The sequence below is a fragment of the Actinomadura gamaensis genome (assembly GCF_042652125.1).
Lineage (GTDB): Bacteria > Actinomycetota > Actinomycetes > Streptosporangiales > Streptosporangiaceae > Spirillospora > Spirillospora gamaensis.
In genome coordinates, this window is sequence record NZ_JBHSIT010000007.1 from 456,769 (window position 1) to 469,782 (window position 13,014).

The 13,014-nt window shown below is 73.8% G+C and carries 11 protein-coding genes and 1 riboswitch; of the genes, 4 read left to right on the forward strand and 7 right to left on the reverse strand.

Annotated features, from left to right (window positions below):
• Positions 1–225: 225 nt before the first annotated feature.
• Positions 226–2,445 carry an NADP-dependent isocitrate dehydrogenase gene (locus ACFPCY_RS25185; protein ID WP_378259113.1) on the reverse strand — a complete coding sequence of 740 codons (2,220 nt, stop codon included), beginning with the start codon at positions 2,443–2,445 and terminating at the stop codon, positions 226–228.
• Positions 2,446–2,635: 190 nt separating this feature from the next.
• The gene (locus tag ACFPCY_RS25190; protein ID WP_378259115.1) at positions 2,636–2,947 is read right to left on the reverse strand and encodes a DUF3017 domain-containing protein; all 312 of its coding nucleotides are present in this window, start codon (positions 2,945–2,947) and stop codon (positions 2,636–2,638) included.
• A gap of 470 nt (positions 2,948–3,417) precedes the next feature.
• Between ACFPCY_RS25190 and ACFPCY_RS25195 the strand changes: the two genes are divergently transcribed.
• Positions 3,418–4,146, forward strand: coding sequence for an FHA domain-containing protein (locus tag ACFPCY_RS25195; RefSeq protein WP_378259117.1), 729 nt, complete (start codon positions 3,418–3,420; stop codon positions 4,144–4,146).
• 159 nt (positions 4,147–4,305) lie between these two features.
• Here the strand turns inward: ACFPCY_RS25195 and ACFPCY_RS25200 are convergent, their stop codons facing one another.
• Positions 4,306–5,160: a bifunctional methylenetetrahydrofolate dehydrogenase/methenyltetrahydrofolate cyclohydrolase gene (locus ACFPCY_RS25200; RefSeq protein WP_378259119.1), complete on the reverse strand. Its 855-nt coding sequence runs from the start codon at positions 5,158–5,160 to the stop codon at positions 4,306–4,308.
• Positions 5,161–5,218: 58 nt separating this feature from the next.
• A riboswitch (ZMP/ZTP riboswitch) is annotated at positions 5,219–5,305 on the reverse strand.
• A 147-nt stretch (positions 5,306–5,452) separates the two neighbouring features.
• On the opposite strand from ACFPCY_RS25200, the gene ACFPCY_RS25205 reads away from it, so the two are divergent.
• Positions 5,453–6,046 (forward strand): GNAT family N-acetyltransferase, encoded by a 594-nt coding sequence (locus tag ACFPCY_RS25205; protein WP_378259121.1) that lies wholly within the window; start codon positions 5,453–5,455, stop codon positions 6,044–6,046.
• A gap of 16 nt (positions 6,047–6,062) precedes the next feature.
• On the opposite strand, the gene ACFPCY_RS25210 is transcribed toward ACFPCY_RS25205, so the two are convergent.
• The 3 genes from ACFPCY_RS25210 to purN all read right to left on the reverse strand — a co-directional run bounded on the left by ACFPCY_RS25210 (position 6,063) and on the right by purN (position 8,620).
• On the reverse strand, positions 6,063–6,242 hold the full coding sequence (locus ACFPCY_RS25210) for a hypothetical protein (protein ID WP_378259123.1): 180 nt from the start codon (positions 6,240–6,242) through the stop codon (positions 6,063–6,065).
• Between the two features lie 156 nt (positions 6,243–6,398).
• The gene (gene purH, locus ACFPCY_RS25215) at positions 6,399–7,967 is read right to left on the reverse strand and encodes a bifunctional phosphoribosylaminoimidazolecarboxamide formyltransferase/IMP cyclohydrolase (protein WP_378259125.1); all 1,569 of its coding nucleotides are present in this window, start codon (positions 7,965–7,967) and stop codon (positions 6,399–6,401) included.
• Complete coding sequence (gene purN, locus ACFPCY_RS25220) at positions 7,964–8,620, reverse strand: phosphoribosylglycinamide formyltransferase (RefSeq protein ID WP_378259127.1); 657 nt, start codon at positions 8,618–8,620, stop codon at positions 7,964–7,966. The genes purH and purN overlap by 4 nt, the downstream gene beginning before the upstream one ends.
• A 187-nt stretch (positions 8,621–8,807) precedes the next feature.
• Between purN and ACFPCY_RS25225 the strand changes: the two genes are divergently transcribed.
• Positions 8,808–9,314, forward strand: coding sequence for a hypothetical protein (locus ACFPCY_RS25225; protein WP_378259129.1), 507 nt, complete (start codon positions 8,808–8,810; stop codon positions 9,312–9,314).
• Here the strand turns inward: ACFPCY_RS25225 and ACFPCY_RS25230 are convergent.
• On the reverse strand, positions 9,311–11,464 hold the full coding sequence (locus tag ACFPCY_RS25230; RefSeq protein WP_378259131.1) for a cell division protein PerM: 2,154 nt from the start codon (positions 11,462–11,464) through the stop codon (positions 9,311–9,313). The two genes, ACFPCY_RS25225 and ACFPCY_RS25230, sit on opposite strands and share 4 nt — an antisense overlap.
• 244 nt (positions 11,465–11,708) lie before the next feature.
• Here ACFPCY_RS25230 and ACFPCY_RS25235 point away from each other — a divergent pair, with 244 nt between their 5' ends.
• Entirely contained in the window at positions 11,709–12,881 is a 1,173-nt protein-coding gene (locus tag ACFPCY_RS25235; protein ID WP_378259133.1) for an alpha/beta hydrolase, read from the forward strand.
• Positions 12,882–13,014 lie beyond the last annotated feature (133 nt).

Sequence of the window (13,014 nt, forward strand, 5' to 3'; positions counted from 1 at the left end):
TTTCCACTGGATCTCTCGCCGTCGAGATATCCGCCTGTCAGGCTATACCTCGCGCCGCCCCGGGCCGTCCGGCAGGGGCGGTCCGGGCATGACTGCCTGCTCACACATGCCGCCGGGCAAGGGCGAGGGCCGCCCCCGGCGAACCGGTGGCGGCCCTCTCGCGGCCGGACGAGATCGTTCCTACACCGAACCATCTCGCTCCCGCCCGCGTGCGTGGCGTACCTCTCAGGCGAGGGTCTCCAGGGCGCGGTTGAACGTGGCGGACGGACGCATCACGGCCGCGGCCTTCGCCGGGTCCGGACGGTAGTAGCCGCCGAGGTCGACCGGGGAGCCCTGGACGGCGAGCAGCTCGTCCACGATGGTCTGCTCCTGCTCGCCGAGCGTCTTGGCGAGCGGGCCGAACGCCGTCGCGAGCTCGGCGTCCTCGGTCTGGTTGGCCAGCTCCCGGGCCCAGTACAGGGCCAGGTAGAAGTGGCTGCCGCGGTTGTCGATGCCGCCGAGCCGGCGCGTCGGGGACTTGTTCTCGTTCAGGAACTCGGCGGTGGCACGATCCAGCGTGTCGGCGAGGATCTGCGCCCGCGCGTTGCCCGTGGAGCGGGCCAGGTGCTCGAAGCTGGCGGCCAGCGCGAAGAACTCGCCCAGGCTGTCCCAGCGCAGGTAGTTCTCCTTGACCAGCTGCTGCACGTGCTTGGGCGCCGAGCCGCCCGCGCCCGTCTCGAACAGGCCGCCGCCCGCCATCAGCGGGACGATCGACAGCATCTTGGCGCTGGTGCCCAGCTCCATGATCGGGAACAGGTCGGTCAGGTAGTCGCGCAGCACGTTGCCGGTGACCGAGATCGTGTTCTCGCCGCGCCGGATCCGCTCCAGCGAGTACTTCGCGGCCTCGACCGGGGACTTGATCTCGATGGTCAGGCCCTCGGTGTCGTGCTCGGCGAGGTACTTGCCGACCTTCTCGATCAGGACGGCGTCGTGCGCGCGGTCGGCGTCCAGCCAGAACACGGCCGGGTCGCCGGACAGGCGGGCGCGGGTGACGGCCAGCTTGACCCAGTCGCGGATCGGGAGGTCCTTGGTCTGGCACATCCGGAAGATGTCGCCCGCGGCGACCGGCTGCTCCAGGACCACGCCGCCCTGCTCGTCCACGACGCGGACGGTGCCGTCGGCGGGGATCTCGAAGGTCTTGTCGTGGCTGCCGTACTCCTCGGCCTTCTGCGCCATCAGGCCGACGTTCGGCACCGAGCCCATGGTGGCCGGGTCGTACGCGCCGTTGGCCTTGCAGTCGTCGATGACGGCCTGGTAGACGCCGGAGTAGGACGAGTCGGGGATGACGGCGAGGGTGTCGTGCTCCTGGCCGTCCGGGCCCCACATGTGGCCGGAGGTGCGGATCATCGCGGGCATGGAGGCGTCCACGATGACGTCGCTCGGGACGTGCAGGTTGGTGATGCCGCGGTCGGAGTCGACCATGGCCAGCTCGGGGCCGGCGGCGAGCTCGGCCTCGAACGACGCCCTGATCTCCGCGCCCTCGGGCAGCGCGTCCAGCCCGGACAGGATGGCGCCGAGGCCGTCGTTCGGGGAGAGCCCGGCCTTCGCCAGCGTCTCGCCGTAGGTCTCGAACGTCTTAGGGAAGAACGCCCTGACGACGTGGCCGAAGATGATCGGGTCGGAGACCTTCATCATCGTGGCCTTGAGGTGGACCGAGAACAGCACGCCCTCGGCCTTGGCGCGCGCGATCTGCGCGTTGAGGAACTCGCGCAGCGCCGATACTCGCATGACCGACGCGTCCACCACCTCGCCCGCGAGCACCGGCACGGCCTCGCGCAGCACGGTGGTGGAGCCGTCCTTGCCGACCAGCTCGATGCGCAGCTCGCCGTCCGCCGGGACGACCGCGGAGGTCTCGGTGGAGCGGAAGTCGTCGGCGCCCATCGTCGCCACGTCGGTCTTGGAGTCGCCGCTCCACGCGCCCATGCGGTGCGGGTGGGTGCGGGCGTACTGCTTGACGGCGGCGGGGGCGCGCCGGTCGGAGTTGCCCTGGCGGAGCACCGGGTTCACGGCGCTGCCCTTGACCCGGTCGTAGCGGGCGCGGACGTCGCGCTCCTCGTCGGTCTTCGGGTCGTCGGGGTAGTCGGGCAGCGCGTAGCCCTGCTCCTGCAGCTCGGCGACGGCGGCCTTGAGCTGCGGGATGGACGCCGAGATGTTCGGCAGCTTGATGATGTTGGCCGCGGGGGTCTCGGCCAGCTCGCCGAGCTCGGCGAGCGCGTCACCGATGCGCTGCCCCTCCTCGAGGTACTCCGGGAAGGCGGCGATGATCCTGCCCGCGAGGGAGATGTCGCGGGTCTCGACCCCGACCCCGGCGGTCGAGGCGTAGGCCTCGATGACGGGCAGGAACGAGTAGGTCGCCAGGAGCGGAGCCTCGTCGGTATGCGTGTAGATGATCGTCGAGTCTGTCACCCGGACACTCCCTCACTTCATGGCGGCATCTTTGCTCGATATCAAGATATCCGGTGTTCAACCCGCCTCCGGACGACGGATGGTGTAGACCAGCGGGCACGCCTCGGGCCGCCCCCCGGCACATGCGCCGACCTGGGAAAACCCCGGAAAAATCAGCGGTGACGGTGAGTGGTTCGCCGCTGCCGGAGGGTCAGCGCGGGACGACCAGGGCGGTGACCGCGATGGCCACCGCGAACCCGGCCATGATCGTGACGTCCAGCCAGCGCTTGCGGGTCTCCAGCATGCCGACCTGGCTCGGCGGCAGCACCAGCCGCGCGAGCGCGCCCAGCAGGACGGCGGCGGCGAGCAGGCCCGAGCCCTTGCGGAAGTAGTGCAGCGCGCACAGCACCAGGCCGCCGCCGACCCCGGCGAGGACGATCAGGTACGGGAGCTGGCCGAGCCAGTTCGGCCCCACCCCGCCGCCGCGCGGCGTGCGCCGTCGCCGGTGCAGTTGCGTGCTCATGCCGAAGTGCCCCTCGTCCGGACGGTCCGTTCCGATCCCGGCGCGCGTCGGGCACGCCGGTCGGCGCGCCGGCGTGCGGCACGCCGAGGTGATCCGTGCTCCCGCCTTCCACCGTAGCGCCGAACGGGCCGGGTGACGACGGCCGCGCCGGCGGGGAGCCGGTGGCCGGGGCGCGCGGAACCGGGCAGGCGGGAACGCCGGACCGCGGGGACGCGGCCGTGGAACGGCGGGCCTGCGGCCGTGGAACGGCGGGTCCGAGGGCGCGGAGGCGGGGTGGGTGCCGCCGTCGAACGCGTTCTTGGACCGTTCCACGACCTCCGGATAACGCCCGACGAACCCTATTTACGACGAAAACCGGAGAACACGGAAACCCCTGTGCCATCGGCCCTACTCACCGGTAGGAGGGTGTGACGATCACCGGCACGGGTAACCCGGCAGACAGGGGTCGCTAACTAGCTGGGAGGACTGCCGTGGAGGGGCCGTTCATGCGGATCGAGGACAGCGGACTGGTGATGCCGCTGCGCCCCGACGTAACGACGGTCGGCCGAGGGCGAGGAGTCGACATCCGCCTCGACGACCCGAGTGTGTCCCGTTTGCACGCAGAGATCGTTCGGCGCGGCCCGTACGTGTACGTCGTCGACATGGGGCTGTCCCGCAACGGGACCCGTGTCAACGGCCGCCCGATCGCGCGCCGTGTCCTGGAGGACGGCGACGTCGTGAGCTTCGGCACGGCGCGCTGCCGGATGGGGGGCATCCCCCGCGAGGAGGTCGATCCCGACGTCGAGCTGCGGCGCGCCGTGGCTCCGGAGCTCACCCGCCGCGAGGTCGACGTGCTGACCTCGCTGTGCCGCCCCGCCCTGTCGGACGAGGCGTTCGTCGCTCCGGCCACCGCCCGCGAGATCGCCGCCGACCTGGTGGTCACCGAGGCCGCCGTCAAGCAGCACCTGCTGCGCCTCTACCAGAAGTTCCGCATCCCCGAGGGCGCCAACCGGCGCACCCGGCTCGCCAACGAGGTCATCGCCATGGGACTGGTCCGGCCGCTGCCGCCGGTGCACGTCCCGCAGCAGGGCCGGCCCCCCGTGGACGGCCGTGCCACCGGCGAGATCCGCCGTCCGGTCCCGCCCCAGGGCGCGACCCACGGCCACCCTCTGAACGGCGGTCCCGGCCGCCATACCGCCGCCGCCCGGAGGGCTAGCTAGGACGAGGCGGTGTGATCACGCGGTCGCCCCGGGCCCGGCAGCGCACCAGGGCGACCGTGCTTCCCCCCGCCGGGGGTCGTGAGACCCCCGGCGGGATCACCGCCGCACAGGCGGACTCACCGTCCGGAGATCAGGAGCGGGCGGATCGGAGCGGGCGGATCAGGAGCGGGCGGACGTCTCGGCCAGTTCCACGACGTTGGCCAGGAGCATCGCGCGGGTCATCGGGCCGACGCCGCCCGGGTTCGGGGCGACCCAGCCCGCGACCTCGCGGACGTCCTCGGCGACGTCGCCGGCGAGCTTGCCGTCCACGCGGGAGACGCCGACGTCCAGGACGGCCGCGCCCGGCTTCACCATGCCGGCGGTGATCAGACCGGGAACGCCCGCCGCCGCCACGATGATGTCGGCGTTGCGGGTGTGCGCGGCCAGGTCGCGCGTGCCGGTGTGGCAGAGCGTCACGGTCGCGTTCTCGGTGCGGCGCGTGAGCAGCAGGCCGAGCGAGCGGCCGACGGTGATGCCGCGGCCCACGACCACGACCTCCGCGCCCGCGATCGGCACGTCGAAGCGGCGCAGCAGCTCGACGATGCCCTTGGGCGTGCAGGGCAGCGAGCCCGGCTGCATGAGCGTGAGCCGGCCGAGGCTGATCGGCGCGAGGCCGTCGGCGTCCTTGGCCGGGTCGATCATCTCCAGCACGCGGAACTCGTCCAGGCCCTTGGGCAGCGGGAGCTGGACGATGTAGCCGGTGCAGGCCGGGTCCTCGTTCAGCTCCCGGACAGCCTGCTCGACCTCCCCCTGGGTCGCGGTGGCGGGCAGGTCGCGCCGGATCGACTCGATGCCGACCTCGGCGCAGTCCCGGTGCTTCATGTTCACGTAGGCGTGGCTGCCCGGGTCGTCGCCGACCAGGACGGTGCCGAGCCCGACGCTCACGCCGCGCTCCTTCAGCGCCGCGACGCGCACCGTCAGGTCGGCGCGGATCTCCGCCGCCGTGGCCTTGCCGTCCAGGATGTTCGCGCTCATTCGGTACCTCCGCGCGGATCTCGCCGAGTCCGCGCAGGGCGGCCCCGGTCTGCGAACCTCCGTCCACCCAGGCGCGCGGTGTCCGGACCGTCTCCGCTCCCCGGTGGTCGAATCCACCTTGTCTGCGCCAGTCGCGTCCCCCTCATGCTACCGGGCGGTTCGCCGGCGGGCGTTTCCCTTCCCGGGGACCTCCGGACGGGCGGGGTCGCGCGAGGGCTCCACGGAGTGGTTCCCGGGAATTGCGGCGAAGTGGCCGTTCCGGGCGTCTGCTCCCGGCCCTAGCGTCGGGGCCATGAACGACGCATGGTTCGATCGTCCCGTCCTGACCGGGCGGTACGTCCGGCTGGAGCCGCTGGCGGAGGAGCACGCCGAGGGCCTGTTCGAGGCGGGCAAGGACCCGGCCGTGTGGCGCTGGCTCAGCCACCGCCGCCCCGCCGATCTGGACGAGATGCGGGCGATCGTCGCGGACGCGCTGGCCGCCTGCGAGCGCCGGCAGCGGCTGCCCTGGGCGCAGATCGACGTGGCGACCGGCGAGGTCGCGGGCACCACGTCCTTCTACGAGATCGATCCCCGCAACCGGAACCTGTACATCGGGCACACCTGGCTCGGCGCGCGCTGGCAGCGCGGCGGCTTCAACACCGAGTCGAAGCTCATGCTCCTTGCGCGGGCGTTCGACGGCCTCGGCGCCCTGCGGGTCGGCTGGCACACCGACCGGCTGAACGACCGGTCGCGCGCGGCGATCGAGCGGCTCGGCGCGTCCTTCGAAGGCTTTCACCGGCGGCACCGGATCCGCCCGGACGGCACGCTCCGCGACACCGCCGTCTACTCGATGCTCGACACCGAGTGGCCGGAGGCCGGAGCGGCGCTGCGCGCGCGGCTCCGCTGAGCCTCCGGACAAGGGGTCAGTCCTGGTCGGGACGGCCGCGCCAGGCGATGATGCGGTCGGTGCCGTGCCAGCCGAGCTGGGCGGCGAGCATCGCCGCCGCCGCGGCGGCGAGGACGCCGACGAACTGGCGGGACTCCATGAGCAGGGCCGGGGCCTGGAGGACGGAGCCAAGCAGCCAGCCGACGAGGTGTTCCATGCGCGGATCTCCCAAGCGAGGGCCGCGCGACGGTCAGGAACGGGCAATGCGACGCGGCCTTCATCGAGGCTAAACGACGCGGAGAGTAAAACCTGCCACTTCGCCGAGACCCCGGCGGCCGGACGGCCGCCGGGGTCGTGGCATGCGACGCGCCGGTCAGTGGAAGAAGTGCCGGACGCCCGTGAAGTACATGGTGATCCCGGCCTTCTCGGCGGCCTCGATCGCCTGCTCGTCGCGGATCGAGCCGCCCGGCTGGACGACCGCGGTCACCCCGGCGTCCAGCAGGATCTGGAGGCCGTCCGGGAACGGGAAGAACGCGTCGGACGCGGCGACCGCGCCCCGCGCCCGCTCCTCGCCCGCGCGCGCCACCGCGAGGCGCGCCGAGTCGACCCGGTTGACCTGGCCCATCCCGACGCCGACGGTCGCGCCGTCCTTGGCGAGCAGGATCGCGTTGGACTTGACCGGACGGCACGCCTTCCACGCGAACGCGAGGTCGCGCAGGGTGGCCTCGTCGGCGGGCGCGCCGGTCTTCAGCTCCCAGTTCGCCGGGTCGTCGCCGGCGGCGTCCAGCCGGTCGACGGTCTGGATCAGCAGGCCGCCGTCGATCCGGCGCGACTCGGTCGGGTTGGCCGGGCCGTCCGGGCAGACCAGCAGCCGGACGTTCTTGAACCGCCCGGTGAGGACCGCCACGGCCTCCTCGTCGAAGGACGGCGCGATGATCACCTCGGCGAAGCTCTCGGTGATCTGCCAGGCCATCGCGGCGTCGACGGGCCGGTTCGCCGCGATCACGCCGCCGTAGGCGGAGGTCGGGTCGCACTCCAGCGCCTTGCGGTGCGCCTCCGCGATGTCCGCGCCGACCGCGATGCCGCACGGGTTGGCGTGCTTGATGATCGCGACGCAGGGCTCGCCGAAGTCGTAGGCGGCGCGGTGCGCGGCGTCGGTGTCGACGTAGTTGTTGTACGACATCTCCTTGCCGTACAGCTGCTCGGCGTTCGCGAGGCCGCCCCTGCCGCCCGGGTCGGTGTAGAGCGCGGCGCGCTGGTGCGGGTTCTCGCCGTAGCGCAGCGGGTTCTTGCGCTCCCACGTCGCGCCCGCGAAGTCGGGCCAGCCGGTCTCGGCGGCCTCGGCGTCCGGGGCGTAGGACGAGGCGAACCAGGACGCCACGGCCACGTCGTAGGCGGCGGTGTGGGCGAACGCGGCGGCGGCCAGGCGGCGGCGCTCCTCCAGCGTGAACCCGCCCGCGCGCACGGCCTCCAGCACCTCGCCGTACCGCTCCGGCGAGACGACGACCGCGACGCTGGCGTGGTTCTTGGCGGCGGCGCGGACCATGGTCGGGCCGCCGATGTCGATCTGCTCGACGCACTCGTCCGGCTTCGCCCCCGACGCCACCGTGTCGGAGAACGGGTAGAGGTTCACCACCGCCAGGTCGAACGGCTCGACGTGCAGGTCGTCGAGCTGCTGGAGGTGGTCCTCCTTGCGCCGGTCGGCGAGCAGGCCCGCGTGCACCTTCGGGTGCAGCGTCTTGACCCGCCCGTCCAGGCACTCGGGGAACCCGGTGAGCTTCTCCACCTTCATGACCGGGACGCCGACGGCGGCGATCCGGCCGGCCGTGGAGCCGGTCGAGACGATCTCCACCCCCGCCTCGTGGAGCCCGCGGGCGAGCTCCTCCAGCCCCGTCTTGTCGTACACGCTGATCAGCGCGCGCCTGATACCCACCCGACTCACCGGCCGAGCTCCCCTCCATCGTCAGCGGACGTGTTGCAGGTTCTGCACTTCATGGAGACCCGCCTGCCCTCGGAGGTCCAGCCGTCACGGGCGAGCCGGCCGACGACGTCCACCAGGAGGCGGCGCTCGACCTGCTTGATGCGCTCGTGCAGGGAGTCCTCGTCGTCGTGCCGGCGCACCTGGACGGCCTCCTGGGCGATGACGGGTCCGGTGTCCACGCCTTCGTCGACGAAATGCACGGTACAGCCCGTCAGCTTGACGCCGTAGGCCAGGGCGTCGCGGACGGCGTGCGCGCCGGGGAAGGACGGCAGCAGCGCGGGATGCGTGTTGACCGTCCGGCCGCCGAACCGGGCCAGGAACGCGGGGCCGAGGATCTTCATGAACCCGGCGGAGACCACGAGGTCGGGCTCGTACGCGGAGACCGCGTCGGCGAGCGCGGCGTCCCAGGCGGCGCGGTCCGGGAAGTCGGGGATCTTGAGGGTGAAGGTGGGGAGGCCGGCCTCCCGCGCGCGCACGGTGCCGGCGATGCCGTCCCGGTCCGCGCCCACGGCCACCACGGAAGCCCCGTAGGCTGGATCTGCGCACGCGTCGAGGAGCGCCTGTAGGTTGGTCCCCGCGCCGGAGACGAGGACGACGAGCCGGGCGGACACCATGACTCCTCAGCGGTGACGTCGGGCGGTACGGGCGAGGCAAAGCCTATCGGCCCTGCTCGGCGCACCCGAACCGACGCCGTGGTGAGGACGCCGGACCTCGCGGTGCCCGCGGGGCTCCACGGGCCTCGCGCGGCGCGGACGCGGGCGCGCGCCATACCGATCCGTACACGCCAGCAGGGGGACGCAAGTGAACGAGCAGCCGGGACCGAGCGGCCCGCCGGCCTCCGAGGACCCGTGGCGTCCGCCGGAGCAGCAGGACCCGCGGGACCCGCAGGGCCCGCCGCCGGGCGGTCCGACGCCGCCCGGCGCCGCCGAGCAGGCGGCCCGGCGGGCGCTGTGGCTCGGCGTCGGCTCCCTCGTGATCACCCTGTTCTTCTGGCCGCTCGGGCTCGCGCTGGGGATCGCGGCGGTCGTGGTCGGCACCAGGGCGCGGCGGCTCGCGGCGCACCGGGCCGGGTCGCCGCCCGGTGTGACCGGCGGCATCGTCACCGGGGCGATCTCGGTGGTGCTCGGCGTCGTGATGCTCGGCTTCGCGGTCTACCTGTGGCCCGAGGTCAGCGGCCTGGAGAACTGCAAGTCCACGGCCAACACGCAGACCGACAAGTCGGCGTGCGAGGACAAGTGGCTGCCGGAGATCGCGCGCAAGCTGCACGTCCGCACCTCGGACCTCGACCCCCTGAAGGGCATGCTCTAGACGTCGCCGCGGGCGCTGTCGCGGGCGCTGTCGCGGGGGTCGTCGCGAGCGCTGTCGCGGGCGTGGTCGCGCGGGTCGTCGCGCAGGACGTAGATCGCGCCGCCCCGGTTCTCGGTGCGCTCCGGCTCGTCCGGGCGGGGCCGGGGCACCTCGGCCTGCTCCGCCTCGTCCTCGATCAGGGGCGCGGGCGCAGGGTCAGGCGATGGCTCCGGCGGCGCGGGGGCGGGGTGGTGGGACGCGGGCTGCGGGTCCGGCACCGGGTCGTCCAGGAGGTCGGGGAGCTCGGCCTCGAAACGGGTCCTCGACCTGGCCGGACGGCGCGGGGCGAGGACGGGCTCGGCCTCCTCGAACTCCAGCGGCTCGGACGCGTAGGGCGACGCGGGCGGCTCCGGAGCCGGGGACGCGGGCTGTTCGGACGCGGGACGGCCGGCGGCGCGTCCCGGCGCAGGACTTCCGGACGCGGGCCGGCCCGCGGCAGGCCCTCCGGGCGCGGCAGAGCTGCCAGGCGCGGCGGACCGGCCGGGCGCGGCGGAGCTCCCAGGCGCGGCGGACCGGCCGGGTGCTCCGGCCGCGGCGGGTCGTCCGGGCGAGGTTGACCGTCCGGGCGGGGTCGTCTCGGTCTCGGCGCGGTCGCGGCGTCGCCGCGGACGGTCCCCCTCGCGCTCGGCGGCGCTCTCGGCGCGGGCCTCGGCCGGTTCGTGGCGCGGGAGATCGTCGGGAGCGGCGGCCCTCCGGAGGATGCGCCAGTTCGCGAGCCAGGCGGCGATGGCGGCGGAGATCCCGACCTCCAGCGCCGCGAGCAGGCCGACCTGCCACGCGGACGGCCCGACCGTCGCCATCCGCGCGCCGCCGAGCGGCCCGCCGGACAGCGCCGCCAGCACGGCGGTCACGACGCCGGTCAGCGCGCCGGACGCGAACCCCCACAGCGGCGCGGACTCCGACACCGTGCTCGGCATCGACCGGACGGTCAGCACCCCGCCGACGGCCCCGGCCAGGAACGGCGCGGCCAGCGCCACCAGGGACGGCACGGGCGCCGGCCCCGGCTGCGGCAGCGCCGCGAGCGACGGGAACACCGGCACCACGTCCAGCATCACGCCGGTCGGCGACACGCGCGTCCCGGCGCCGACCGCGAAGCCGGGGCCGATCGCGTACGCCATGCCCCAGATCACCGCGTTCGGCAGGAACGCCAGCTGGACGAGGATGAGCAGCACCCCGCCGACGAGGCCGGGAGCGAGCAGGTCGTACTGGCGCGCGACCTCGCCCGTGTGCAGCGCCAGCGACGCGCCGACCAGCACCGCGCCCGTGGCGAGCAGCACCGCCACCGCCCCGGAGACGCCGATCACCAGCGACCGCGGGCGCGGCGGCAGCAGCCGCAGCAGCGCGCCCAGCCCGGACCGGACGCGCCGTCCGCGCGCCGCGACGACGGTGCGCGCCGCGCCCATCGCCCCCGAGACGGCGGCGACGACGAAGCACGCCACGACGGCCTGCCAGGGCGACGGCTTCGCGACCGGCGACGCCGCCGCGAGCGCGAGCAGGCCCGCGAGCGCCGCGTAAGGGACGGCCAGCGCGATCGCGGCCCCGACGACCGCCCGCCGCGCGTCCGCCCCGCCCGCGAAGCCCAGAGCGCGCCGCCCCGCCACGCCCGGACGGTCCGACGTGGCCGGATTCCCCGGCTCGGCCGAAGAGGGCTGGACGGGACGCCGGCCGCGCCTGATCATCCAGCCGCCGGTGCGGTAGAGGAGCGCGCCCGGGATCAGCAGGACGCCGAGGGGCAGCAGGCCGACGCGTCCGTGGTCGACCGAGAAGCCGGCGTGGTGGGAGACGAGCCAGAAGTTCACCGCCGTCCGGAACACGCCGGGCAGGCCGTGGCCGAAGGCGGTCCGGGGCGCGGCGATCCAGCCGACGAGGGTGACCGTGGTGAGCACGGCGAGGCCGATGCCGATGCACCAGACCGCGCCGACCAGCCCGGTCACCCAGATCGGCCGCTGCATCGCGGGGTTCGGCGGCACCGGCGGCCCCGAATCGGCCCCGGACGCCCCGGACGGCCCGGAGGACCCGGACCGGCCGCCCGGCCGGCCCTCCGGTCGGCCACCGGCCCTTCCCGCCGCCGTGCCGGTCGCCGCCGTCCGCTGCCGTGCCGTCTCGCTCACGGCGTCCATGCTGGCACCCTCACCTCGTCCAACGGCTTCCCACGCCCGGCGTGTCGCCTTTGCGGCGGAGGGGGCGGCGCGAGCGCGCCGCGGGCGCGGCAGGATGTACCGAGCACGCGCAACGATCGGATAACCCTGGATCACCACGCGGTTCCGCCGCGTTGTGCGCGTCGAGGACGGCCTCGTCTACCGGGGAGGGGCCGTCCGTCCCACGGGGAGGGATACGGTGTTCGGTCCGCAGAGCATGGCGGTTCTGCTGTTGATGGTGGTGGTCTTCGGGGGCCTGGCCTACGTCCTGGCCCGGCAGGGGCCGCCGCTGGTGCTGCGGATCGGCGCGGGTGTGCTGGCCTTCGCGGTCTCGTCGGTGTTCGGCATGGCGCTGGTCAACCGCTTCTACGACTACTACCAGACCTGGGGCGACCTGGTGGACGACCTGTCCGGCCACCATCCCGGGGTGCAGGCGCTCCCGCCGGGCGGGGGCAAGAACCTCAAGACCGGCGGCGCCCCGGCCAAGGACGGCCTGCTCGTGTCCACCTCGTTCTCGGGGCCGAAGAGCGGCATCAACCGCGGCGGCCTGGTGTACCTGCCGCCCCAGTACTTCCAGTCGCAGTACGCGACGGCGCACTTCCCCGTCCTGGAGCTGCTGCACGGCTCCCCCGGCGAGCCCGCCGACTGGCAGCGCGGCCTGCACGTGACCACGACCTACAAGTCGATGATCGAGAAGCACCAGGCCAAGCCCGCGATCCTGGTGATGCCGAACATCAACGGCACCGCGCGGGGCGCGGGCGGATCGCAGTGCCTGGACCGTCCGCACGGGGACAAGAACGACACCTACCTGGCCCTGGACGTCCCGGCGGCGGTGGAGACGTCCTTCCGCACCGACCCGCCCGGGCAGCGCTGGGGCGTCGCCGGGTTCTCCGAGGGCGGCTTCTGCGCAGCGAACCTGGCGCTGCGGCACCCGAACGTGTTCAGCCTGGCCGGGGTCATGAGCGGGTACTTCCAGCCGCTGCCCGAGCGCGGCGGGGACCCGTTCGGCGGCGACGCGCGCGCCCGGCTGGAGAACGACCCGCTGTGGCGGGTCACCAACACGCCTCCCGGCATGAAGCTGCCCGCGTTCTGGCTGATGGCGGGGGACGCCGACCGCGGGGACGTGTCGGACGCCAAGCTCTTCCACGGCGTCCTGCAGAGCCACGGGCAGGACGCGCCGCTCGTCCTGATCCAGCACGCCCGGCACACCTACGCCGCCTGGAACCCGGCCTTCCCGAAGTTCCTGTCCTGGGCCACCAACCGGCTCGGCGTCCCGAAGCAGGGGCCGCCGCGGGAGCCGGTGCCGGGCCGGTACCCGCCGGTCGGGCCGTCGAACCTGCCGGGCGAGGAGCCGAGCGCGCCGCCCGTCCACGCGATCAAGCCGTCCTGACCTGGAACGTTCGCACGACGCGAGGGCCAGGACGCCGCTCGCAGGACGCGCGAGTCAGGACGCCGCTCGCAGGACGCGAGTCAGGACGGCGGTCGTGCATCGTTCGCGCGAACGCGTCTCCGGACGCCCCGCC